General features: G+C 45.1%; 18 protein-coding genes and 1 riboswitch. Of the genes, 9 read left to right on the top strand and 9 right to left on the bottom strand.

The features are described 5' to 3' along the window. Positions 1-100: 100 nt before the first annotated feature. On the bottom strand, positions 101-2,095 hold the full coding sequence (locus BBA02S_RS12710; protein WP_041114354.1) for an alkaline phosphatase family protein: 1,995 nt from the start codon (positions 2,093-2,095) through the stop codon (positions 101-103). Positions 2,096-2,258: 163 nt separating this feature from the next. On the opposite strand from BBA02S_RS12710, the gene BBA02S_RS12705 reads away from it, so the two are divergent. Next, positions 2,259-3,413, top strand: a complete 1,155-nt coding sequence (locus BBA02S_RS12705) for a DEAD/DEAH box helicase (RefSeq protein WP_041114355.1) — start codon at positions 2,259-2,261, stop codon at positions 3,411-3,413. A gap of 39 nt (positions 3,414-3,452) precedes the next feature. On the opposite strand, the gene BBA02S_RS12700 is transcribed toward BBA02S_RS12705, so the two are convergent. From BBA02S_RS12700 to BBA02S_RS12690, 3 genes are all read right to left on the bottom strand, one after another. After that, positions 3,453-5,390 (bottom strand): SpoIIE family protein phosphatase, encoded by a 1,938-nt coding sequence (locus tag BBA02S_RS12700; RefSeq protein WP_041114356.1) that lies wholly within the window; start codon positions 5,388-5,390, stop codon positions 3,453-3,455. Between the two features lie 28 nt (positions 5,391-5,418). After that, the gene (locus tag BBA02S_RS12695; protein ID WP_041101481.1) at positions 5,419-6,084 is read right to left on the bottom strand and encodes a Dph6-related ATP pyrophosphatase; all 666 of its coding nucleotides are present in this window, start codon (positions 6,082-6,084) and stop codon (positions 5,419-5,421) included. A gap of 231 nt (positions 6,085-6,315) precedes the next feature. Next, positions 6,316-7,872 (bottom strand): ABC-F family ATP-binding cassette domain-containing protein, encoded by a 1,557-nt coding sequence (locus BBA02S_RS12690; RefSeq protein WP_041114357.1) that lies wholly within the window; start codon positions 7,870-7,872, stop codon positions 6,316-6,318. A 313-nt stretch (positions 7,873-8,185) separates the two neighbouring features. Here BBA02S_RS12690 and BBA02S_RS12685 point away from each other — a divergent pair, with 313 nt between their 5' ends. Next, positions 8,186-9,496, top strand: a complete 1,311-nt coding sequence (locus tag BBA02S_RS12685) for a hemolysin family protein (RefSeq protein ID WP_041101666.1) — start codon at positions 8,186-8,188, stop codon at positions 9,494-9,496. 57 nt (positions 9,497-9,553) lie between these two features. On the opposite strand, the gene BBA02S_RS12680 is transcribed toward BBA02S_RS12685, so the two are convergent. Further along, the gene (locus tag BBA02S_RS12680; protein WP_041101485.1) at positions 9,554-10,003 is read right to left on the bottom strand and encodes a C40 family peptidase; all 450 of its coding nucleotides are present in this window, start codon (positions 10,001-10,003) and stop codon (positions 9,554-9,556) included. A 194-nt stretch (positions 10,004-10,197) separates the two neighbouring features. Then, positions 10,198-12,414 (bottom strand): GDYXXLXY domain-containing protein, encoded by a 2,217-nt coding sequence (locus BBA02S_RS12675; RefSeq protein WP_041114358.1) that lies wholly within the window; start codon positions 12,412-12,414, stop codon positions 10,198-10,200. A gap of 243 nt (positions 12,415-12,657) precedes the next feature. Between BBA02S_RS12675 and BBA02S_RS12670 the strand changes: the two genes are divergently transcribed. Further along, positions 12,658-14,820, top strand: a complete 2,163-nt coding sequence (locus BBA02S_RS12670) for a DNA topoisomerase III (RefSeq protein WP_041114359.1) — start codon at positions 12,658-12,660, stop codon at positions 14,818-14,820. Between the two features lie 142 nt (positions 14,821-14,962). Beyond that, a complete protein-coding gene (gene metA, locus BBA02S_RS12665; protein WP_041101491.1) occupies positions 14,963-15,871 on the top strand; it encodes a homoserine O-acetyltransferase MetA in 909 nt (302 codons plus the stop codon). A gap of 84 nt (positions 15,872-15,955) precedes the next feature. Here the strand turns inward: metA and BBA02S_RS12660 are convergent, their stop codons facing one another. After that, positions 15,956-16,741 carry a carbon-nitrogen family hydrolase gene (locus BBA02S_RS12660; protein ID WP_041101493.1) on the bottom strand — a complete coding sequence of 262 codons (786 nt, stop codon included), beginning with the start codon at positions 16,739-16,741 and terminating at the stop codon, positions 15,956-15,958. A gap of 96 nt (positions 16,742-16,837) precedes the next feature. Here BBA02S_RS12660 and BBA02S_RS12655 point away from each other — a divergent pair, with 96 nt between their 5' ends. Both BBA02S_RS12655 and BBA02S_RS12650 read left to right on the top strand, forming a co-directional pair. Then, positions 16,838-18,010: a pyridoxal phosphate-dependent aminotransferase gene (locus tag BBA02S_RS12655; RefSeq protein ID WP_041101495.1), complete on the top strand. Its 1,173-nt coding sequence runs from the start codon at positions 16,838-16,840 to the stop codon at positions 18,008-18,010. 118 nt (positions 18,011-18,128) lie between these two features. Next, positions 18,129-18,235: riboswitch (SAM riboswitch) on the top strand. A 78-nt stretch (positions 18,236-18,313) separates the two neighbouring features. Further along, the gene (locus BBA02S_RS12650) at positions 18,314-18,853 is read left to right on the top strand and encodes a class I SAM-dependent methyltransferase (RefSeq protein WP_041101497.1); all 540 of its coding nucleotides are present in this window, start codon (positions 18,314-18,316) and stop codon (positions 18,851-18,853) included. Here the strand turns inward: BBA02S_RS12650 and BBA02S_RS12645 are convergent. Beyond that, entirely contained in the window at positions 18,822-19,643 is an 822-nt protein-coding gene (locus BBA02S_RS12645; RefSeq protein ID WP_041101499.1) for an AAC(3) family N-acetyltransferase, read from the bottom strand. The two genes, BBA02S_RS12650 and BBA02S_RS12645, sit on opposite strands and share 32 nt — an antisense overlap. A gap of 156 nt (positions 19,644-19,799) precedes the next feature. Here BBA02S_RS12645 and pabB point away from each other — a divergent pair, with 156 nt between their 5' ends. Genes pabB through pabC form a run of 3 tightly spaced genes read left to right on the top strand, consistent with a single transcriptional unit; the run spans position 19,800 to position 22,661 of the window. Then, complete coding sequence (gene pabB / locus BBA02S_RS12640) at positions 19,800-21,221, top strand: aminodeoxychorismate synthase, component I (RefSeq protein WP_041114360.1); 1,422 nt, start codon at positions 19,800-19,802, stop codon at positions 21,219-21,221. Then, positions 21,218-21,805 (top strand): aminodeoxychorismate/anthranilate synthase component II, encoded by a 588-nt coding sequence (gene pabA / locus BBA02S_RS12635; protein ID WP_041114361.1) that lies wholly within the window; start codon positions 21,218-21,220, stop codon positions 21,803-21,805. Before pabB ends, pabA begins: the two co-directional genes overlap by 4 nt. Position 21,806: 1 nt before the next feature. After that, the gene (gene pabC / locus BBA02S_RS12630; RefSeq protein ID WP_052477403.1) at positions 21,807-22,661 is read left to right on the top strand and encodes an aminodeoxychorismate lyase; all 855 of its coding nucleotides are present in this window, start codon (positions 21,807-21,809) and stop codon (positions 22,659-22,661) included. A 166-nt stretch (positions 22,662-22,827) separates the two neighbouring features. On the opposite strand, the gene BBA02S_RS12625 is transcribed toward pabC, so the two are convergent. Further along, a complete protein-coding gene (locus tag BBA02S_RS12625; RefSeq protein ID WP_041114362.1) occupies positions 22,828-23,772 on the bottom strand; it encodes a YsnF/AvaK domain-containing protein in 945 nt (314 codons plus the stop codon). Positions 23,773-23,838 lie beyond the last annotated feature (66 nt).

Below are 23,838 nucleotides of genomic sequence, written 5' to 3'. Positions count from 1 at the left end.
CATGGAAATCAACGATTCCGATTTGCACTGGAAATAAAAGGGGATGCATGCAAACTTTCATTTTCATCCAGTTTGTCTGCAGTTTAAAAGGACAAGCCGGTTAATCGGCTTGTCCTTTTATTAATTTCTTGATCGGTTTTCCATCCGTAAAGGCAGGAATTTCAAGTCCTGTCAGTTTGTAAACAGTCGGCGCGATATCAACAGTAGAGAGTGAAGTGTGTATTTTGCCGGAACGAATATCTTTTCCGTAAGCATAAAACACGGGAGCCAGTTCTTTTCTGGCAGGATCGCCTCCGTGGCTGCCGAGCTCTTCTGACGGTTCGATGGACTGTTCAGCGTCTTTGCCCATCAAGTAACCAGGAGCGGCGGCAACAACAACGTCCCCTGCATTGGGATGGTGAGTGCTTGCTGTTTGTTTGCGGTCCAATGCTTTTATTTCTTCGTAAGGATTTTCTTCTTTGGCTCGTAGTACTGCCAGGAAGCTTCCAGCTGTTTCTTTTGTTTCCGTCCACCCGTGGCTGCCGGCATACCACTCTTTCCAGTGGTGCTTTAGCAGCTCTCGCCGTGAAGCAAGCTTTCGTTCGTCTTTTATTTCTTGGAATGCGCGGATAATCTCGTCCTGGACGTTTTCATATTCTTTTGGATTCACAATCCCGTTCTTTTCCCTGCCTTTTAAATTAATATAGATATGAGCAATCGATCCGCTGGCCACCGCATATGCCCGTGACCGAGAAAGATCGACTGCTCCTTTTTCGTTTAATTGCAAAAGCCCGGCTTTTTTTAATTCATAATTTGGCGACAGCCGGGAATGAATCGGCTCCATTCCATGATCCGACACGATAAATAAGCGATCATTTGCAGACATGGCAGCCATTGTTTGTCCAATCACCTCATCGGCCTGCTTATACGCCGATCGAATGTAAGAGGCATATGTTTTTGACGTTTTCTGGTTATAACCGGGCTGCCGGGGGTCTGTTAGCAAAAAGGCGTGTTCTTCCAAATCAATATGAGGTTCATAAAACATAAGCAAATCTGGTTTATGCGCCTGTTGAATGAATAAAGAAGTTTTCAGCATCCAGTCAGAAAAATTCTTATTCATCTCTTCGTACTCCTTGCGTGAAATCCAGCCTTTTTGAAAGGCGGGCAAATCATCCTGATCAGGAAAGAAGCCGAAACGCTGAATGATTTCTTCTTTAAAGCCGTCCGGCCCTTTAATCAATCCGGTGGTAACGGCTGTTCGGTACAATTTGGCGGACTTCAGCGTTTTTCCGCTGTTTTTCACTTTAAAGATAAATCCAGCCGTATCAGCTCCGTTTATTTGCAAGGGCATTTTCCCCCACTGATTCAAGCCGGCGGCAGCTGGGGTATTGCTGAATGCCGGATTGTCAGATATGTAAAAGCGATCATAATCTTTTTTGTGATTATTTGAAGAGTCCACGGCTACAATATGTAAAACAGTATCTTTCTTTCCTTTTAACTTCAACTTGAGCTGTGCTTCCTGCGGTCTAGAAAAACTTTCAGGCATCGGCTGCCGCTGGGTGGCAGGCTGAAAATGCAAGGGCACATACGCGCTTTCAGCTAGAACATCACCGTAATAAATAGAATAGTCGGCTTCGTTTTCCTGTTCAGGATTAGAGCCGGGGAATCCGACAGCGGCTGTTGTTTTCCCTTGACGCTTCATTTCTTTCCATAAGGGAGGAACCTTGATTGTGGCACTGAAGGCATCCTTGGTATCCGTCAGCTTCCGGCCGCGATAATGAAATTCATTGCTGACAAAACCTGTTTTTTCAGGCTTGGCTCCTGTGGCAATCGAGGCATGGGAAGCGGCTGTCAAAGAAGGGGAGACGGTTGTGATATCCTCCGCATAAGCGCCTTTCTTTTTAAGCTTTTTTAAATGGCGCATAGTGCCGTCTTCTATATATTTTTCGGCAAAGTCATGTCGCATGCCATCAAAGGAGAGAATGATCATTGTGCCATTATCGGAAGAGGCGGCTGCATTTTGCGGAAACAGTGCAGCTGCTGTAAGCAGCAAGCCGGCCATGATTTTCCCGGGATGGCGAAGAGAGGTGAATACAGATGTTCGTTTGCAGTTCATTGTTTGTCTCCTTTAGCTGATAATCAAAAAAATGCTCTAACATTTCATTCCACTTTTTTTATCGTTCAAAACCTTGGGAAGGGATTGCGAAAACGGTGAAAGTTTTCCATAATGAAAGAACAATGATGCCGTCAGGAACGGCAGAAAACAAAGAGGAGTTTATATGACAACAAAATTTTCCGTTTTACATACAATGAAGCCATCTTTACAGGAAGCATGGGAGAAAGCCGGTTTTCAATCTCCAACACCGATTCAGGAAAAAGCAGTGCCGATCCTTCTAGAAGGAAAGGACTTAATCGCCGAATCCCCAACTGGAACAGGGAAAACCCTTGCCTATTTGCTGCCGTTGCTTGAAAAAGTCGACCCTGCCAAGAAAGCGGTGCAGGCGGTGATATTAGCTTCGTCCAGAGAGCTGGTTATGCAAATTTCCGAGGAAGTGCGCCAATGGGGAGGCGGCATAACAAGTGCGGCTTTTATTGGAGGAGCTAATCTGAAGCGACAGCTCGAAAAGCTTAAAAAACAGCCGCAGGTAGTGGCCGGCACCCCTGGGAAAATTCAGGAGCTTATTCAAATGAAAAAGCTGAAAATGCATGAGGTAAAGCTGATCATTCTTGATGAGGGAGACCAGCTTCTCGTTTCTGAGCATCTAAAAGGGCTGGAGGCGATTATTAAATCAACGATGAGGGATCGCCAGCTGGCGGTATTTTCTGCAACAATGCCTGATCAAACAGCAGCGCTTGCCAGAGAGTGGATGAAAGAACCGGCGGTGATCAAAGTGAGCAAGGAGGACCTGCCTGAATCACAGGTGGAGCATTTCTACTTTGTGTGTGACGGCCGTGAGAAAAACGTGATGGTTGAGCGGATTATGCGCGGATTTACACCCGAGCGGATGCTGGCTTTCGTAAAGGATATTGGAGAGGTGAATGTCTTTTCAGAAAAGCTGAATTACAAAGGGTTTGCTAACGGCATCCTTCATAGCGAGCTCAGTAAGCAGGAACGGGCAAACGCCCTTAAGAAGTTTCGGACAGGGGCCTTTCCTTTGCTGTTTGCAACGGATATTGCGGCCAGAGGACTCGACATTAAAGGATTAGGCCATGTGCTCCAGTTCGATTTGCCAAAAGATGCAACGCAGTATACACATAGAGCAGGGCGGACGGGCCGTTCCGGCCAAGCGGGCACCGTGATTACGCTTGTTACTCCAAGAGAGGAGCGGGACTTAAAGAGAATCGCGAGAGCATTAGGTATTAAACTTGAAAAGAAAGAATTTTTTAAAGGGCAGCCGGTCGATGCGAAAGAAACCGGGAAAAAGAAAAACTGAAGCTGATAAGTGCCTGTCAGCTTCAGTGAGTACTGCTATCTAAAGTTTTTTAAAAATCAATAACGTCTGATCGTCAGTCACTGGCCGGCCGCTATGATTCATTGCTTGGAACAGCCTTTTTGAAAGCTCCCGGGCTGGAAGTGTCCGATCTGAATTCAATAGCAGGCGGCGAAGCGCTTGATTATCATCCGGGGCAGCGGAGGAGCGGTTTTCTGTCAAGCCATCCGTATAAAGCAGCAGCAGATCCCCTGATTCTATATGAATGTGCTTTGTTTCGTACAAGGCACATTCCATGACGCCGAGAATAGGGTTATTAGTCGTTAACTCAAGAAATTCTCCGGTGCGTTCTCTGAACAATAGAGCGGGTTCGTGACCGGCGTTGCTATATGAAAAGGTGGATGTACGGATATCGTAATTGCCAAAAAACATCGTGACAAATGAAGAATCACTCATATATTTAAAAGCGAAGCGATTTAAGCTTTCCAGAACATGATGCGGTTCCTCGCGCAAATGGTTAAACTGCTCCATTGAGTAAGTCATCATGGCCATTTCGATGGCGGCAGGCACTCCTTTTCCGCATATGTCTGCTACGCCAAAGACGAGCTGGCTTCCTTGAAAGACGGCTTTATAAAAGTCACCGCTCAATTTTCGATAGGGCACGCTGATCCCGCCAAGATCTACGCCAGGAGGAATATGATTGAACTTCGGCAGCAGAGACTGCTGGACAGAGGCGGCAAGCTCCAATTCTACATCCACTGCTTGCTTCTCCAGCTCAAGCTTCTGGAGTTTTCGCGCTTCAGTTAAGTCGATGAATGTGGTAACAGTGCCGATGATTTCATCATCCTGCAGCAATGCACGGGCGTCTAATTCAACTGGGAACCCGGTTCCGTCCTTGCGCCAAAAAAAAGATTCTTGTTTGCGGTTGATGCCATCCAGACTGGTTTGGCGTATGGGGCACTCTTTGGGCGAATAAGGAAAGCCATTTTCTTTTTTATAATGAATGAGGTAGTGGAGTTTTCGGCCCATTACCTCTTTTTCTGTATAGCCTAACATCCGCAAGGCTGACTTATTGATAAATATGGTCCGGCCATCGCTGTCGAGCCCGTAAATGCCCTCGCCTACACTATCGAGCAGCAGCTGGTTTCTTCTGCTGAATTCTTCCACTTGTTTAAAGGGATGCTCGATATTGACTTTAAAAATAATATTTACCAGAAAAAAGTATCCAAGCACTTTGAATAAATGCCCGCCAAAGCTAAGATAGTCATATGGAGACTGATAAAGCGTCATTAGCCAGGAAGAAAAAATTAAAGAATAGGAAGACAGAATAATTAAAAGAAGCTCTATCTTTTTTTGTTTTCTATACACAATGGCGGACTTTACTAGCATGAGCAAGTGAATGGCGATGAAAAGATATTCTGCAGCATTTTTTACTTTTGTCGGATGCCCATATTGAACAAGGGCTGGCCAGCTGCCGGAATAGAGAATCACCATAATTGAAATTAAAACCGCAAGCAGCAGGGAACAGCCGTAAGTCAGCCAGCGCGTAGATCGCGGCGCTGTTCCTCTGTCAGTGGAAAACACAATGAAGGCGAGGGAAGCTGACTGAGCCAGCCGTCCCAATACCCAGAACCATATTGTCAAGGAACTTGCATCTGTTTCTATAAAGGTGACTGCTCCAGAAAATGTGAGAATATGCATGAGATCGAAAAAGGCAACAGCTACAAATGCACTGGAGAACAGCAGCCGGTTCATAGCTAAAGTATGGGTGAATGCCACCCAGCCGTTGCTTGCAATAATGGCTGAAACGGCAATACTGACGAACTCTAATACAAAATGAATCAGGGTAAAATTGTTTTTCAAGGGTCCATATGCTGAAGAAAACAGGCCGGAAAAGCTTATCAATGAAAGAAATACAGCAAAGGAAGACAACATATAAAGGTGCGCTTTTTTTTCGGTCTGCTGTATACGTTTTGGCATTAACGAACCCCCTTTTTCAATTGATTCATTAAATGAGCGGATGAATTTCTAGCCGCTGGCTGCTATCCTGTGAAAGGATTTGTCCGTATGTGAATCGCACAGGGTACTGAAAAAGGGGCCCGTCCCAAACAAACGTATGAAATTCGCCGTTTTCGCCAAGCGGACAAACCGTTTGTTGTTGAATGGCTTCTAAAAAATTCTGATCTAATTCTTTTCCAAGCCAAGAGTCATCCAGTACATCCTTGCGTATGCGGATAACAGCCGCTTTGTATCCTAATTCAATAAAAGCAGTTAACAATTTCACACTATCCTCAGGGCGGCACCAAAGAGGATAGAGAGCTTCTAAGCCAGCCGCAGCGGCAACCTCTTCCCCCCATTGCCGATGCCCTTCTAAATAAATGTCTCCGAAGGCTATGCCATCCAAGCCGTAACGGCTTTTAAGCTGGACTAAATCTTCGATGAATGTCTCAGTGTAAGCATTCAATGAACAACGAATAAAGTGGACAGGTATCGACAAAGAGTCACTTTGCTGTTCAATCATTTCTGTTTTTTCTCCATGAGCGAATGTCCGGTTTAATTCTTGAGGGACAGTGGTGACAAGGAGGGCCACTTCGTAGCCGGCAGCAACTAACCGTTCGAGAGCCATGCAGCTGTCTTTGCCTCCGCTCCAAGATAAAGCAATTCGTTTGGCCATTTTGGTACGCTCCTATATAAATAAGTTGTTTTTCTGATTTGCCGCATTTTTCTACTTATTGTACTGAAAGATGACAGCGAATACTGTCGAATCTTAGGATGGACAGGAAAATAAGCGTTTAGACACAGCTTTTTCAGCTGTAAAAAGCAACAGCGCCTCTGCCTCTGCTCTGGCGGAGACGCACAAGATTTAAAGGTATACAGACCACTTTTCTATGTTCAATTGACCGTTTTAAAACACCTTTGTCGTCCATGATTCACAGTTCCATACTTCTGTTGCCACTTGCTGGTAGAACTCTGGCTCATGGGAGATGAGTAAAATGCTTCCTTTGTACGCCTTCAAGGCGCGCAGCAATTCCGCTTTAGCATCTACATCCAAATGGTTAGTCGGTTCATCAAGAACAAGCAGATTGGTTTCTTTATTGATCAATTTACAAAGCCGTACTTTTGCTTTTTCACCGCCGCTTAAGACACTGACTTTGCTTTCTATATGTTTTGTTGTTAATCCGCACTTTGCTAAAGAGGCGCGAACTTCATACTGAGTGAAGGCTGGAAACTCACTCCATAATTCCTCGATGCAAGTCCGGTTGTTGTCAGATTTGATTTCTTGCTCGAAATAGCCGATTTGCAGGGACTCTCCTCGTTCCACTGTGCCCGATAGCGGTTGGATTTCACCAAGGATGCTGCGGAGCAGAGTGGTTTTCCCGATGCCGTTTGCTCCAGTTAAAGCGACCTTTTGACCTCGTTCCATGCGCAAGTTCAGCGGCTTGGACAGCGGTTCATTGTAACCGATAACGAGGTTGCTGGTTTCGAAGATTAACTTCCCGGATGTCCGGCCTTCTTTAAAATGGAACTCAGGTTTAGGGCGTTCTTGGGCCAGCTCGATAACCTCCATTTTGTCGAGTTTTTTCTGTCTCGACATCGCCATATTTCTTGTCGATACCCGTGCTTTGTTGCGGGCCACGAAGTCTTTCAGATCAGCAATTTCCTGCTGCTGCTTTTTATAGGCGGCTTCAAGCTGCTGTTTTTTCATTTCATATACTTTCATGAACTCATCGTAGGAGCCTGCATAACGATTTAATCCTTGATTTTCCATGTGATAGATTAAATTAATGACACTATTTAAAAAGGGAATGTCATGAGAAATAAGAATAAAGGCATTTTCGTATTCCTGCAGGTAGCGCTTCAGCCATTCAATATGCTGTTCATCCAAATAGTTTGTCGGCTCATCAAGAAGCAAGATATCCGGCTTTTCTAAAAGCAGCTTAGCCAGCAATATTTTCGTCCGCTGCCCGCCGCTTAAGTCGTGAACGTCACGATCAAGGCCGATCTCATCGAGTCCAAGTCCGCGCGCAATTTCTTCTACTTTAGCATCGATTACATAAAAGTCATTGTTCGTCAACAAATCTTGAATGGTTCCGGTTTCATCGAGAAGCTTCTCCAATTCTTCTGGAGAGGCTTCGCCCATTTTCGCGAACAAGTCATTCATTTCTGTTTCTAAATCAAACAAATATTGAAAAGCTGTTTTTAAAACATCACGAATCGTCATCCCGCGTTCAAGAATGGCATGCTGATCTAAATAGCCGACGCGAACATGCTTCGCCCAGGATATTTTGCCTTCGTCCGGCTGAAGCTGTCCGGTGATGATATTCATGAAGGTGGACTTGCCTTCTCCGTTCGCGCCGATCAGCCCGATATGTTCACCCTTCAGAAGACGGAAAGATACATTATCAAAAATGGCCCGGTCTCCGAAACCGTGGCTTAAATGCTCAACTGTTAAAATGCTCATGTTCAAAACCTCTCATCATAAAGTAACGTGCCTTTCTTCATTTTACTATGGGGACTTTAAAATGGAAACTGCCCCTTATTTTTATTAAAATGAAGGAGAGAGCGCTGTTTTCTGCGTATAGGTTCGTAAAAATGGTAAAAGAATAAAGGAAATGGAAACTGCTGGCCATTCTCTACATACGATTCTTTTTGTTACGAATGATTTCTAATGGGGTAAAAGGGAATTATAAACTTGCACGGGAGGTGAAAGAGGAAAGCCAAGAAAGGAATGGGGACCCGTTATCATCTTTCATTCTTTGCTTTCCTTGCCGTCTTTGATTATCGTCAATTTTTTGCTCATTGCCATATTAATTGGCTTCTCAGGCTTTTTCGTGTCTTCTGAGTTTGCTATTGTAAAGGTCAGAATGTCGCGGATCAATCAATTGATTGCTGAGGGAAATAAAAAGGCGACCGTTGCCAAAAAGGTCGTTACGAACATGGATGAATATTTATCAGCTTGCCAGCTCGGCATTACTATTACGTCCCTTGGACTTGGCTGGCTAGGGGAGCCGACAGTTGAGCACTTGCTGCATCCGCTCTTTGAAAAGCTGGATTTAGCCCCGTCTATAACGGGAGTGCTGTCCTTTGTCATTGCTTTTGCCTTTATCACTTTTCTTCATGTGGTGATTGGAGAATTAGCGCCAAAGACGCTGGCTATTCAAAAGGCGGAGTGGTTAACTTTAGCTTTTTCGCCAGCGCTTGTATTGTTTTACCGGGTGATGTACCCGTTTATTTGGGTATTGAACAGTTCAGCCCGCTTTTTCACCGGCCTGTTTGGACTGGAGCCGGCTTCTGAGCATGAGGTTGCCCATTCGGAAGAGGAGCTGCGCATTATTTTGTCAGAAAGCTATAAAAGCGGGGAAATTAATCAATCGGAATATAAGTATGTGGATAACATTTTTGAATTTGATGAAAGAATTGCCAAAGAGATTATGGTACCGCGCACAGAGATGGTGACGTTAAGTAAAGATTTAACATGGGCGGAAATCACCGATATCTTAAAAAGCGAGAAATACACACGTTATCCAGTAGACGATGGGGATAAAGATAATATCCTTGGCATGGTAAATATTAAAGAAATATTTTCTTATTTCTTAAGCAAGGACAATTACGATGAGCAGCCGCTGGAATGGTTTGTGAAACCAGTTATCAGCGTAATTGAAACGATACCGATTCACGACCTGCTGCTAAAAATGCAAAAAGAGCGGATTCATATGGCGATACTATTGGATGAATACGGCGGAACATCGGGTCTAGTGACAGTAGAAGATATTTTAGAGGAAATTGTCGGTGAAATTCGTGATGAATTTGATTCAGATGAGAAGCCGGAAATCCAAAAAATCGCCGCCGGGCAGTATATGCTGAGTGCGCGGGTATTAATTACAGAAGTGAATGACCTTCTTGGCATTCATTTAGAGGAAGAAGATGTAGATACGCTTGGCGGATGGTTTCTGACTCAAAAAATTGATGTGGCTCTCGGCGATGCGCTGGAACAGGACGGCTATCAATTTATTATCCGCGATGTGGACGGCCATCATATTCACATGATTGAGGCAAGAAAAGTAAAGAAAGAGAAAACAGCTTAGCTGTAAATGAACAGAAAACCCCGGCTCTCTCCATGAGCCGGGGTTTCTAATGGTTTATTATTGAGCAATGCGCTTAGAGCCTAGGTATCTTTTCTTATAATAGGAGTTGCTTACTTTATCAATGCGAACCCCTTTGGAGGCTGAGTGGATAAATTCGTTATCTCCTAAGTAAATGCCTACATGGGAAGCGCCTTTGCTATATGTACTGAAGAAAATTAAATCGCCTGGTTCCATGTCGCTTTTCTTGACAGCTGTGCCTTTTTGATACATTTGTGCAGCTGTTCTTGGCAAGGACAGGCCGACTTGCTTATGTGTGTATTGAATAAATCCGGAGCAATCAAACCCTTTTGGAGTCGTGCCGCCCCATTTATACGGTGTACCAATATGTTTTTTCGCTTCAGCAATGACAGAGTCTGCAGAATAAGCTGCGTCTGCTGAATGTAAAGGCATTAATAAACTGACACTTAAAATCAACGAACTTACTATTGCAGTTAACCATTTTTTCATCCGATTCACCCTGTTACCCTTCCGCTTCTAAATTGGATTTTTTGTAGCAATATGTTTATCTGAGGCTAATATACCAGAAAAATGAAGGGTGTGATGTTACACTTTATCGTGTAATATTACAATTGCATTACAAAAGCCGGATATTTCCCGGCTTTTGTAGGATGAATTTCTTTTAAATTGACAAAAATATCATGCTATTGCTCTTTGTTTCTACGTACCAATGTTTCTAAAATTGCATCTCCATTTTCAGCTACGCGGACAAGAGCAATGTTTTTCTCTTCCCAGTCTGCTCCAGTATTCTCAGGGATAAAGAAATGCTCAATGCCCAAGTTGAGATTGCCATAGCGGCTTTTCCCCCGAATAGTGACGGCTTTCTCATGAACAAGCGCCGGCTGTTCTTTCTCTGTAAAACGAACAGGCTGGTAAATCGCTATATCCGTTCCGTGATAAGGAACGCTTTCCGTCGTTTTCTGTAACTCGACGTAGAGCTTTCCTTCTGGAAGCTCCCGCCGTTGCTGCTCTTCTTGGTAAGCGCTGTGAATGGCGTAGTTCAGCTGAACATAATCACCTTGAAGCAGCGAACGAGGGTCCAGCGGCTCCAATTGAAGAGCGACAAGTTCTCCGTTTTGCAGCAGCTGCTCTTTTTGCCAGGAGACAATCCCAATAAAGGCCAGCTGGGCGGTTAAAAGAATGGCAATCGGCTTCCAGCTCCACTGCCTAATATTCCGCGCTGTCTCTGTATGTTTTCTGCCCCACCAGTAAAAGAGAAGGAAAAACAGAGCGCTGACAATGAAAAATGCGAGCGACTTGTGCAGCAATTTCCAAATAAACTCATAATATTTCCAGACAAGAAAAGCGGAAACAGCTATCCAGGTTGCCCATTTATAGAGCCTGGATTGGCTTTGGGGATATGCTAAATGGAAGTAAGCATACCCGGCAAAGATAAGATGAAACAAGATAGAGAGTACAACTAATTGCCCGTCTTCAGCTGTCAGTGAAAAGAAATAATAAAGGGACAGCAGATAGGCAAGCAAGCCGAGGCGCTGCCCAGGCCGTTTGGCAAAAAGAACAGCATTGAAGATCCCCAATAACAGAAACGCCAGCTTCATCCATTCTTCAGAAAGGCCCAGATCTGATAGAGAAGCTAGAGCAGCGCTGCTAAGTGCGCCATTAGCGGCTAAGTAATAGAGCAGCACATCCCGCAAGGAAGAAAATAAAATGCTCATGGCGAGGAAAAGCACGGCCATCAGCCAGAAAAACCAGGTTTCCCCCTGCCAGTAAGCAAAGAGAAACAAAAAGGCGATGCCGGTGACCTGTAAAGTAAGGCGCACAACGACCCATTCTTTTTTTGAGATAAAGAATCCGGAGACAGCCAAGGCGGCACCAAGGAAGAGAAAGCTATATTTTAATCCTTCCCCATCACTAAAGAGCAGGAATGCAAAGGAGCTAGTGGATAATATAGCGATAATCGTCCCTAAAAAAGAAAGAACGGCAACAAAGAACTTATATGTGTAACGGCTCCATTTTTTATCTTGTTCCTTCGCCGTTTTTGCCAGCTTTTGCAAAACATAGACACTGAATCCAAAGACAGCAATTAGGAGAAGAAAGCCAGTGAAAAAAACGGTTTCTCCGAACATCATAATGTAAATAAGAAAGGCATTATATACTACATAAAGCCCAAAGAAAAGCAAATGCACAGCCATAATAAACGGGTGGCTTTTCCGGTCGTTCATAAAGCTTTTCCAGAAGCGCACGATTAAAAAAATATACACTCCATGAAGAGCCAGGTATGCAACGGACGAAGGTTCAAAGTCGGAAAAAAGATGATAAAGAGAGTGCTTGACTAGTAAAAAAACAGAACAATACTGCGTCACAATAAGCGCGAGAAATCCGATTTTTTCAAGACGGGCTTTTTTCAGCAAATAAAAGAAAAGCAAATGAAGTACAATGAGCGCTCCATACAGAAAAGCTTCTTCGGCATCTGAATAATCGACCCACACGCCAACAGGATAAATTTTCAGCCAAATCGTCAGCTCCAGCAGCAGAAACGACAGCCAGAAAAAAGGCTGATAGTTGGTCAGCACGGCAAGCAAAATAACAGGTATAAGCCAAATCAAGAATAATACATACGAATCTGCATGGGAATTATACATTTGCCCAACGAGGGCGACACCTGCACCAAAGGCAATAGCTGAGGCCAGAAGCCACCAATTGCTTAGATAAGCAAAAGTAGCGCTCCTCTTATACATGAGTGAAATGATAAAGCAGGCAGCAATCATCAGCATACTCAGTCCGATTTTTACAGGACGATCGAGCAGCGGCCAGTTAGACGCGAAAAAGTAAATGACACCGGCAAGCAAAAAAACTAGTCCGAGAATGTAAGGGATGTCGCCGCGTTTTTGCAATAGCATAACGAACACTCCTTTCTGAGTAATAGATAAATATGCTAAAATACAATGTTTTTACCAAATATAAACGAAAAAAAGAAGGAAGTCACGAGCTTACTGAAAACAAGCAGCTGGTTTTATGCAAATTTGGCCGTGGCGGCCCAGTAGCTGGAATACGCCTGGAGTTAGAAACAGAGTGGCAGGGGAACGCCATTTATCGGAACAAATGATATAATAGGAGCAGTGTAAAAATGAAAGGATGTTACTATGAGCAAAACAGTCGTGTTAGCTGAGAAGCCGTCCGTTGCCCGCGATATTGCCCGCGTGTTGAAATGCGGCAAAAAAGGGAACGGCTTTTTGGAAGGAGACCGCTATATTGTGACATGGGCGCTTGGGCACTTAGTGACTCATGCTGACCCTGAGGCGTATGGCAATCAATACAAGACATGGAATCTGGCTGATTTGCCGCTTATGCCGGACCATTTAAAAACGGTTGTCATCAAGAAAACCGGCAAGCAATTTCAAGCCGTAAAAACGCAATTGAATCGTAAAGATGTAAAGGACATTGTGATTGCTACAGATGCCGGGCGCGAGGGGGAACTCGTTGGGCGCTGGATTATTGATAAAGCACATGTGAAAAAGCCGGTAAGGCGTTTATGGATTTCATCTGTTACGGACAAAGCGATTCGTGAAGGGTTTAAAAACCTAAAAGACGGCCGGGAGTATGAAAATTTGTACCGTTCCGCTGTAGCCCGTGCAGAAGCCGACTGGCTTGTCGGAATTAATGCTACCCGGGCTTTAACTACAAAGTTTAATGCCCAGCTTTCCTGCGGCCGTGTGCAGACTCCTACGTTGGCGATCATTGCAAGAAGGGAAGAAGAAATTAAGCAATTCAAGCCCAAAAGCTATTATGGCATTGCTGCCGTCTCCGGAGACATTAAGCTGACCTGGAAAGACGCAAAGTCAAATGACACGAAAACCTTTTCAGAAGAAAAGCGGGATCAACTTTTAAAGGCGATTCGCGGCCAGAAAGCGGTGGTTGCCAGTGTGAAAAAGGCGGCCAAAAAGTCTTATGCTCCCGAGCTGTACGATTTAACGGAGCTTCAGCGCGATGCCCACAAAATTTTTGGCTATTCGGCAAAAGAAACACTGTCGATTATGCAAAAGCTGTATGAACAGCATAAGCTTGTTACTTATCCGCGTACCGATTCCCGCTATTTATCAAGCGATATGGTGGATACGCTGAGAGAGAGAGTAGAGGCTGTCGAAATTACTCCTTATACGAAATATGCAGCTAAGGTAAAGAAAAACGGAATCAAGCCAAACAAGTCTTTTGTCAACGATGCCAAGGTATCGGATCATCATGCCATTGTACCGACGGAGCAAACTGCTATTTTAAATGATTTAAGCGACAAAGAGCGTAAGATTTACGATTTAATTGTTAAGCGCTTTTTAGCTGTATTGCTGCCGCCGTTTGAGTACGAGCAAACGACAGTGGAAGCAAAGATTGGATCAGAGGCATTTACAGCTAAAGGAAAAGTCATTACTTCTCTTGGCTGGAAAGAAGTGTACGGGAAAGAGGAAGACGATGAAGCTTCCCTGCCTCCTGTTAAACAAGGAGCAGAGCTTGAAGTAACGGCGTTAACGCCTACCCGGGGAGAAACGAGCCCGCCGGCCCGTTTTAACGAAGGAACCCTTTTGTCAGCAATGGAAAACCCGGCAAAGTACATGGAAGAGGAAAACAAACAGCTCAAACAAACGCTCAGCCAGACAGGCGGACTTGGAACAGTGGCGACCCGGGCAGATATTATCGAAAAGCTGTTTAATACCTTTTTAATCGAGAAGAAAGGCAAAGATATCATTCTTACCTCCAAAGGCAAGCAATTGCTCGAACTGGTGCCAAGCGAATTAAAGTCGCCAGCTTTAACAGGAGAGTGGGAGCAAAAGCTTGAGGCCATTGCGAAGGGCAAACTGAAGCCGCAAGCTTTTATGAAAGAAATTGGCAGTTATACCAAAGCAGTAACCAATGAAATTAAAAACAGCGACAAAAAGTTCAAGCATGATAATATAACGGGCAGCCAATGTCCGGATTGCGGGAAATTATTGCTGGAAGTGAACGGAAAAAAAGGGAAGATGCTTGTATGCCAGGACCGAGAGTGCGGCTACCGCAAAAATGTAGCAAAATTGACGAATGCCCGCTGTCCAAACTGCCATAAAAAACTTGAGCTTCGCGGGGAAGGGGAAGGACAGATCTTTGTCTGCAAATGCGGATACAGAGAAAAAATGTCGGCCTTCCAGAAGCGGCGGAAGCAGCAGTCCGGAAATAAAGCGACAAAGCAAGATGTAAATCAATATTTGAAAAAACAATCGAAGGATGAACCGATTAATACCGCTTTAGCTGATGCACTGGCTAAATTAAAATTGAAATAATCTATCTGCCTGCAAAGAAAAGCTCTTTTGCAGGCTTTTTTGTGCAGGTACAGCCCGAGGAGAAAAAACAGTTCTTGTATTTTACAAGAGGGGCTGTCTATAATAGTTTATTGAAAATTCAAAACCAAAAGGGGGTAGAAAGATGCCGATTAATATACCGCAGCAATTGCCGGCACGTGAGATTCTGGAGAAAGAGAATATTTTCGTGATGGACGTGGATCGGGCTCGCCGCCAGGATATCCGTCCGTTAAATATTTTAATTCTGAACCTAATGCCGGAAAAAGAGAAAACAGAAGCCCAGCTTCTGCGGCTGCTCGGCAACACACCACTTCAAGTAAACGTATCTTTTTTGTATACAGCTACATATGAATCGAGGAATGTCAGCAAATCCCACTTGCAGCAATTTTATACGACATTTGAGGAAGTCAAGGGCAGGCGCATTGACGGCATGATTATTACTGGAGCGCCTATCGAATTGATGGAATTTGAAGAGGTTAGTTACTGGGAAGAATTAACAGATATAATGGATTGGGCCAAGACAAATGTTACTTCTCTTCTCCATATTTGCTGGGGGGCCCAAGCAGCACTTTATCATTATTTCGGTATCGGCAAATTTGAATTGCCCAAGAAATGTTCCGGTGTGTTCAGTCATACAGTGAATGAACCTACGGTGAAGCTGATGCGCGGATTTGATGATCTTTTCTATGCGCCCCATTCTCGCTACACAGATGTTGAGATAGAAAAGATTAAAGGCCATAACGATTTGCAGCTTTTAGCTTACTCTGAGGAAGCAGGCGCATTTATTATCATGTCAAAAGATGAGCGCCATATTATGATTACTGGACATCTGGAGTACGAGGCGCATACACTTTCCGAAGAATATGCACGGGATTTAGCGAAGGGGCTCGATATCGACATGCCAAAAAACTATTTCCCGGACAATAATCCGACAAAAAAGCCAATAAACAAGTGGCGCTCGCATGCTCACTTATTGTTTTCTAACTGGCTAAACTATTACGTTTACCAGGAAACACCGTATGAGTGGGATTAAACAGGAGAGTAACCGTCCTTGTTATTCAGGCAGTTCGGCTGCCGTTAGATGAAAACCCGGGAAATTTCCCGGGTTTCTTCCTGTTCACTCATAAAATGCCGGGCGGCGGTCTTCGAAGATGGGGATGCGTTTTCTTATCTTCGCTACTTGCGAAAGATCTATTTCAGCCATGAGCATTTCCTCTTCCTCTCCTGCTTCGGCAACCACTTCTCCCCATGGGTCAACGATAATAGAATGGCCGGCGAATTTATTTTTAGGGTCTTCACCGCTGCGGTTGCAGCCTACAACATAGCTTTGGTTCTCTATGGCTCTGGCAATCAGCAATGTCCGCCAATGGTCCTTGCGGGCAAGCGGCCATTCAGCAGGGATAAATAAGACGTTCGCCCCTGCCAGTACATGTTTTCTTAGCCATTCAGGGAAGCGGATGTCATAGCAAATAAAAGCGGCCATCTGTTCGTTTTCAAGCATAAATAAGCCGTCCTCTTTTCCCGCTTTTAAAAATTTCTCTTCTTCCATTAACCGGAATAGGTGCAGTTTGCTGTATTTTTTCAGCAGTTCTCCCTCTTTATTAATAACAATTAGTGTATTTTCCACACCCTCTTGTGTTTCATTGGCTACGGAGCCGCCAATTAAGTGCATGCGATGTTTTTTAGCTTGTGCCGATAAGAATTGCACCGTCTTGGCTGCTTCCTTATCAGCGATCTCATCAAGCCTCGTTAAATCATAGCCAGTTGTCCACAATTCAGGCAGCACCGCCAGCTGGCAGCCTTGATCAGCTGCTTTTTGCAGCCACTTTTCTGCTCGCTTGTAATTTTCCTCTGGATCGCCAAAGGCGATATCCATTTGGATAACTGCAGTTTTTAATTTCATTTCAACCCCACTTTCCTTTCCGAAAATTCTTACTTTACTTTCTTTCCCTTTCGTTATACCATTATTAACTATAATTTGAAAGCGAGGGCTGCGTGAATGAAGACTTTTGAAACAGCTAATCGGCTTCAGGCCTTGCCGGAGCAATTCTTCGCCAAATTGGGCCAACAGATTAAGGAGGCCTCTGACAAGGGACAGGATATAATCAATTTGGCACAGGGGAGTCCCGACCAGCCAGCATTCTCCCATATCAAGGAGGCATTGAAGGCAGCAGCTGACAATCCCGCTAATGATAAATATCCGCCTTTCCAAGGCTTTAGCCATGTGAAAAAGGCTTGTGCTGATTTTTATAAAAGAGAGTATGGCGTCGAAGCAGACCCGGAAAAAGAAATAGCCCTTATTATTGGCGGCAAAGCTGGGTTAGTCGAGTTGCCGCAATGCTTGCTGAACCCGGGTGATATAGCGCTCGTGCCCGACCCGGGATATCCGGACTATTGGTCTGGTATCGCTCTTGCCGGCGCTGATATGCACATGCTGCCGCTTGAAGCAGAAAACGGTTTTTTGCCTCGCTATGAAAAGATTCCAAAAGAGGTAGCTGAAAAAGCAAAGCTCCTGTTTATCAATTATCCAAATAACCCGACAGGAGCAATGGCAGATGCCGCTTTTTTTGAAAAGACGATTCAATTTGCTGATGAACACGGGATTTGTATTGTTCATGACTTTGCTTACGGAGCTATTGGGTTTGATGGGAAAAGACCGATTAGTTATCTTCAAGCCAACGGGGCGAAGGAGCATGGCATTGAAATTTATACTATGTCAAAGACATATAATATGGCAGGCTGGAGAATCGGATTTGCAGTTGGCAATCCGAGCGTGATTGCTGCCTTGGAGTTAATGCAGGAGCATTTGCATTGCAGTTTGTACGGAGGCATTCAAGAGGCAGCCGCAGCTGCTTTGCTTGGTCCGCAGGAGCAGGTGCATCAGCAGCAGGAGATGTATGAGGCGCGCCGCAACTTGCTCATCAGCCGTTTACAAGAAATTGGCTGGGACGTCACCGCACCGGAGGGCTCTTTTTTTGCCTGGCTGAAAGTGCCGAAAGGGTATACATCTCAGCAGTTTAGCGAGCTGCTTCTCGAAAAGGCAGGCGTAGCTTTTGCACCGGGAATTGGTTTTGGCGAGCGCGGCGAGGGATATGTCCGTGCCGGCCTGGTCGCATCTGAAGAACAAATACAAGAAGCTGTTCGCCGCATTGCCCGGCTGAATATTTTTTAAAAGCAGGTTGACAGCCGAGTGTAATCGTGCAATAATTCGAATGAACTGAAAAGTGAATTTATTTAAAGTGCTAAATAGATGGCTTAACAATAGCTGAATGAATTAAATAACAATGAATATCTTATCAAGAGCAGGTGGAGGGACAAGCCCAATGAAGCCCGGCAACCGACCCCCGTATATGGGGGCACGGTGCTAATTCTTGCAGCGAAAGCTGGCAGATAAGAGAGCGGATTATTTGAAAACCTCTTCTTATCTGAAGAGGTTTTTCTTTTGTTTGGATTATTAAAAAAGGAGGAACGACATATGGCGGTAACAAATCGAAAAGGAGCAGCAAGTGACCAAGTGTTAGGATGGACGATTTCATCCGGCAGTTTTCTGCAAACAGCAAGTATCAAGCAGGAGGAGAATGTATTATGGATTGGAGACTCTTTGCCTCCCGCTATCATACATGCGAATAAAGCCAGGGTTGTTATGGCTTCTTCCGCTGTTTTCAACTCTGTGAAATCCGGATTTGATGTGGCAGCCTCCCAGTTAGGCATCCATTTCTTAGAGAATGGAGAAGAATGGCTGCGGCAGAGCTTTCATTTGTTGAATCCGGGCGGCCGCCTGGTGATTGATTTGGCTGAGCCTTCTGCACTGCAGCACTCGGAGGACGCAAAGTATATAGGCAGTCTGCCAGATTATTGGGATCTTTTGCGGGAAATCGGTTTTGAAGCCATCTTTGTTCAGCAGATCGCCGTTCATTCTTTTTTAGAGGCGATAGAGCAAGGATGGGCGGAGCTGACAGAAGAGGCTCCATTTCCGGCAGCAGTTAATCGCTTTGTTGCTTTGAAAGGCCGTTGAAGTAACGGGCGGTGAAATCAACAAGCGGACGAATAGGAATCAGCTTGCAAGCAGACTGGGCGAGAGAGCCTGTCGCAACCGGGATTTCTTGTTCGAAGGCTTGGCCGATTTCATTAAACCGCTCGGATGTTTCTTCAAGCTCCCAATAAACTCGCCAGACCCGTTCTCCGTTTTCCATCATTGCTGAGCCTTGCTTAAAAGCTTTGCGGCCATCGTTTGCCCGGTATTCACCAAGGTGCATAGCGGTACATGAGCGGTAGTCCGTGCCGATAAATAAAGCGGCCGCATCAAGCTCATATAATCGGGCAAGCGGTGACTGTTCTCCAAAGGCAAAGTCCACTGAATGATGGTCAGTGATGAAAGAAGCATGCTTTCCCCATGCTGTAAACGAACAAGAGGGGTGGCCGCTTCGCTTGACCTCTGGAAACGTCCGAAAGGCTTCAGCGATCCGTCCCATCCCTAACGTAGAGGTGATATCCGGCAAATAGGCAGGCATGAAGTAACGAATACTCGGCCACCACTCTTCTGGTACCGGCGGATTTTTCCAGTATTTTGGATCTGTGTTATCGCTGGTTTGTGCCGGCATGACAATGGTTCCGCTGCTGGAGACAGATTCCATAAGTGCTTGGATCACAGTGTCTTCGCCGCCAGCTACCCAGCCGATCGAACGCAGAGAAGAATGCACGATAAGAACATCTCCTTGTCTCACTCCAAGGGACTGAAGGTCTTTCATTAAGGTATCTGCTGTGCTTGCTGATTGAGCCTTCTGGATTGAAGTATGGTCTTCCATTGTTTCCCGCCGCCTTTTTTACTCGTTTTCTTCTATTATAAAAGATAGAGGCCGCAAACAGAAAAGCGACGGCAAAAAAATGCTGTTTCGATGCTTTTTTCTTTCCGGCTTGTCTAGTATGATGAAAAAGACTAAGACAAAAAAGGATGAAAACGAGTGAATGAACGACAAATAGGTTACCGGACGCTTCCTTACACTAAGGAAAAGTTTTTCTATCAATATAAATCTCTGACTAAAAGTAAAGCCCATCATGTGTTTCTTGAAAGCGGAAGAGGAGGGCGTTACAGCATAGCCGGGTTATCGCCGTCAGCAGTCGTGCTGTCTGACGGGGAAGGCATTCAAATTCAGACGGCAGGCAGTGAAGAAAAGCGCAAGGGAGCGCCGCTTGCTGAATTGGAGAGTTGGATGAAAGAATTCCAACTGCCTAAGCAAGAAGGGCTTCCTGATTTTCAAGGCGGGGCGATCGGCTATATCAGCTATGATTATGCCCGTTATATTGAAAAGCTGCCGGATTGTGCGGAGGAGGACCTTAGCCTGCCAGTTCTCTACTTTCAAGTTTTCGATGAATGGGCTGTCTTTGATCACCAAACAAGCACTCTTTGGCTGCTCGTTATTGGCGGAGAGAAAGCAGCAGAACAGAGGCTGCAGCAAGCGGAAGAGAAGTGGACCGCTGTATTCCATGAAGAAACCGAGGCAGCGGCAGATCCTGCTGCCGATGAGTTAAAGGTATCTTTTTCGGAAGAAGAGTTCCAAGCGGCAGTTGAAAAAACAAAACAATATATTGCTGCGGGAGACGTTTTCCAGGTTAATTTATCTGTCCGTCAGTCCAAGCCGCTTTCTGTTCCGGCGCTGGCTGTTTATGAGGAATTAAGAAGGCTGAATCCTTCTCCGTACATGACTTATATTCATACACCTGAATTTCAAATCGTATCCGGCTCCCCGGAGCTGTTGGTAAAGAAATCAGGAACCGAGTTAAGCACACGGCCAATTGCCGGTACCCGTTCACGCGGAAAAGACGATGCAGACGATTTACGCCTGGCTTCAGAATTGATTGAGAATGAAAAAGAGCGTGCTGAACATGTTATGCTCGTTGATTTGGAACGAAATGATTTAGGCCGGGTAAGTGAATACGGCTCTGTTGAAGTAGATGAATTTATGGTGATTGAAAAATATTCCCATGTCCAGCACATCGTTTCCAATGTGCGCGGCACACTTGCTGCCGGGAAAACGAATGCTGATGTGATTCATGCCGTTTTTCCGGGAGGAACGATTACTGGGGCGCCGAAAGTCCGGACGATGGAAATTATTGAGGAGCTGGAACCAGTAAGGCGCGGCCTGTACACCGGGTCCATTGGATGGATCGGCTTTAATGAAGATATGGAGCTGAATATTGTCATTCGGACAATGATTGTTGAAAACGGCATGTGTCATGTCCAGGCAGGGGCGGGGATCGTTATCGATTCCGATCCAAAGAGCGAGTACAAGGAGTCGCTGAAAAAAGCAAAGGCTGTCTGGAAAGCGAAGGAACTCGCGGAAAAAAGGCTGGCGTCTGTGCAATCAGGAGGAGAACACGCATGATTTTAATGATCGATAACTACGACTCTTTTACTTATAATCTTGTTCAGTACTTAGGAGAGCTTGGAGAAGAGCTGGTGGTGAAACGGAATGATGAGATGACTATCGAAGAAATCAGAAAGCTGAATCCGGACTTTTTAATGATCTCGCCAGGCCCATGCACACCAAATGAAGCCGGCATCAGCTTAGAAGCTATCCGCTCCTTTGCGGGTGAAATTCCGATATTCGGCGTGTGCTTGGGGCAGCAGTCTATCGCTCAAGCTTTTGGCGGAGAGGTTGTTCGAGCCAGCCGGCTCATGCATGGGAAGACATCTCCTATGTTTCATGATGGCCGGACGATTTTCAAAGGCTTGCCCGACCCATTTCCGGCGACGCGCTATCATTCATTAATTGTGCGCAAAGAGACGCTGCCAAGTTGTTTTGAAATCTCTGCTTGGACTAAGGAAGGAGAGATTATGGCCATCCGTCATAAAGAGCTTCCTATTGAAGGTGTGCAATTTCATCCGGAATCCATTATGACATATGGGGGAAAAGAAATGCTTGAAAGCTTTATCCGTTATTACCGAAGAGTGAAGACGGAGGTATAAAATGTTTATTTATTTAAATGGAGAGGTTGTTTCTCGTGAGCAGGCGGTCATTTCTCCGTTTGATCACGGGTTTTTATACGGGATGGGTGTATTTGAAACCTTTCGCGTATATAACGGGCATCCTTTTTTAATGGACGATCATTTAGACCGCTTAAACCGCAGCTTAAAGGCGCTGATGATTAACAGGCAATTCAGCCGCTCAGAAGCAGTGGAGATGTTGGAGGAGTTATCTGAAGCCAACGAATGGAAGCATTCGTATATCCGCTTCAATGTTTCGGCGGGCAATGGTGAAATTGGATTACAGACCGCAGCTTATGAGCAGCCGAATGTGATCGTTTTTCAAAAGCCGCTGCCGCCGCCTGGAGGGCTGCTGGAAAAAACGGGGCAATGGTTAACGATCAAGAGAAACTCCCCTGAAATGAATGAACGGCTGAAGTCCCATCATTATTTAAATAATATTGCCGGCAAGCGGGAAACAGGGATGGACGGGTCAGTCGAAGGCATTTTTTTGAATCAAGCAGGGGCAGTAGCTGAAGGGGTAGTTTCTAATATTTTTTGGGTGAAAGGAAACACTCTTTACACGCCGGCGATTGAAACAGGGATTCTAAACGGAATTACCCGGAAATATGTCATCCGTGTGGCAAAGGAAAAAGGAATGGCCATTGAAGAAGGGATATTTTTTCCTCAGGAGGTGGAGGAGGCGGAAGAAGTATTTTTTACTAATTCCATTCAAGAAATTACAGCCGTGAAGCAAATTGGCCGCCGGTTATTCCCAGGGAGCACCGGAAAGTGGGCAAATGAGCTGTTTTCCCGTTATGCTTCTGATCGCGAAGTGTTATGGAGCAGCGGACACTAGCCATGAGAGAGAATTTTTAAAGTGCGGGCAGAGCGAAAAGTAAATTTGCCGGCCGCCCGTGAGTAGTCATTAGCTGGATTTTGGACCTTCACCTGGACGTAAGACGTTCAAACAGGCAAAATAGCCCTTTCTTAAGAAAGGGCTATTTAAAATTTTCCTTCTATTATTAATAACGGTCGCGCCGGTCTAGGCGATCAGCAGAATTGTCACGGAGAAGGGGATCAGTTGTCTCTTCTTCTACTTCAATATCGCCTTCTTTGGCAATGTGGGCTTCTTCCCGTTTTATCGTATCGCTTACAGTTTCGGTATCTTGCACTTTGCGCTTGCCGATGACTAATTCTTCAGAAACAACTGGCCGCTTCGTTACTTCCACATGTTCCTCTGTAATCGGAATGCGGATCGTATGATCGTCGTCAACAATCGGCGAAGTGTCTCGAGCAGCAGCGACCTCATCTACCGCCCGGCGCTCCACGTACACCTCATCCCGTTCTACATTGACATCAACTGTGCGCGGCTCTTCCACAATATCCTTTTCTACATATACTTCACCTTTTTGAACACGTTCCTTGTCCACTTCTAGGCGTTCCTCACGGAGACGAATGCGCTGCTCGTCATTTAAATCATCAGATAGATTGGTTGTATCGAGCTCCGGTGCTCTATCTGCCTGGACGCCTTCTACATAGCCATCTGCCATGTGATCGCTTGCGCCTAGCGTATTGGCTCCAAGGTTAGGATCAGCCGCATCGGTGAGCGGACGGTTCTCATATAACCGGTCGAAATCTTTGTCGACATAGAGAAGTATTTTTCCGCCGTTAATATCATCATAGTAACGGTCCACTTCTGTATCGGCTAATCCCATATTGCGCAATCCGCCCCGGACTTCGTCTTCTCCTGATAAGAAAGCCATAAATTTATCCATCCAAGAACCGTCTGTTCCTGCTGATTCTACTTCGACTCCAGTTCGTCCTCTTACCATCGAAACATGCTCAGTATCCTTTGCTACTGCATAAATGTCTGCTTCTGTATAGCCTTCTGCCTTTAGTTGTTCGATTTTGCTGATCACTTCCGATTGAGTATTAAACACGCCAATAAATTTTTTATCATTATTCATTGATATAGCCTCCTTGTAAAAAGTTCTAATGACTTATGGTGTTTACATACCCTTTGTGATATAATT

Source organism: Bacillus badius NBRC 15713 (genome assembly GCF_001591605.1).
Classification (GTDB): domain Bacteria; phylum Bacillota; class Bacilli; order Bacillales; family Domibacillaceae; genus Pseudobacillus; species Pseudobacillus badius.
The sequence above is the reverse complement of the archived record's forward strand: the minus strand, read 5'-3'. Positions and strand labels throughout refer to the sequence as shown.